This window comes from Streptomyces sp. NPDC055078 (assembly GCF_053607985.1).
Genome location: NZ_JBSGUP010001160.1, coordinates 1 through 1,080 on the forward strand (window position 1 = coordinate 1; position 1,080 = coordinate 1,080).

Consider the following 1,080-nt stretch of genomic DNA (forward strand, 5'->3'; position numbering starts at 1 on the left):
CCAGTAGGCGGCGTCCCCGCCCTCGGTCGCCAGCCCGGGGCCGCCGGGCCCGCCACCGGGCCCACCGGGTCCGCCGTCGCGCCGCCGCAGATACCGTTCGAACTCACGGGCGATGGCCTCGCCCGACGCCTCGGGAAGCTCCGCGGTGTCCCGCGCCTCCTCCAGGGTCTGGACGTACTCCGCCACCTCGGTGTCCTCGGCGGCCAGTTGATCGACCCCGAGCTGCCACGCCCGCGCGTCCTCCGGCAGTTCGCCCAGCGGAATGCGCAGACCGATCAGGTCCTCCAGCCGGTTGAGCAGCGCCAGCGTCGCCTTGGGATTCGGCGGCTGCGACACATAGTGCGGCACCGCCGCCCACAGGCTCACCGCGGGCACGCCTGCGTGCGTGCACGCCTCCTGGAGGATGCCGACGATCCCGGTCGGCCCCTCGTAGCGCGTCTCCTCCAGATCCATCGTCCTGGCCAGATCCGGGTCCGAGGTGATCCCGCTGACCGGCACCGGCCGGGTGTGCGGCGTGTCCCCGAGCAGCGCGCCCAGGATCACCACCATCTCCACTCCCAGCTCATGGGCGAAGCCCAGGATCTCGTTGCAGAACGAGCGCCAGCGCATGGACGGCTCGATGCCGCGCACCAGCACCAGATCGCGCGGTTTCTCCCCGCCGACGCGGACCACCGAGAGCCGGGTCGTGGGCCAGGTGATCTTCCGTACTCCGCCGTCCAGCCACACCGTGGGCCGGTTGACCTGGAAGTCGTAGTAGTCCTCGGCGTCGAGCGCCGCGAACACCTCGCCCTTCCACTCCCGGTCCAGGTGCGCGACCGCTGTGGAGGCGGCGTCACCGGCGTCGTTCCAGCCCTCGAACGCGGCCACCATGACCGGGTCGATCAGCTCGGGTACCCCCTCGAGCTCGATCACCCAGTGCCTCCTTCCGAAGTTCCCTTTCGTACGCACCAACCTTACGGCTTACCAGGTCCCTGGCCGCAGCCCTCGTGCACGGGCGGGTGAACTTCCCCGCGCCGCCCCCGTCCCGGGGATATGTGCCCCACGACCGGCCGTGCACACGTGTGCGGGCGGCTCCCGGGG

General features: G+C 71.6%; 1 protein-coding gene. It reads right to left on the reverse strand.

What is annotated here, in order from left to right:
* Window positions 1-912: PAC2 family protein (locus ACWF94_RS40920; RefSeq protein ID WP_453500437.1), on the reverse strand; the 912-nt coding region annotated here is incomplete at its 3' end.
* Window positions 913-1,080 lie beyond the last annotated feature (168 nt).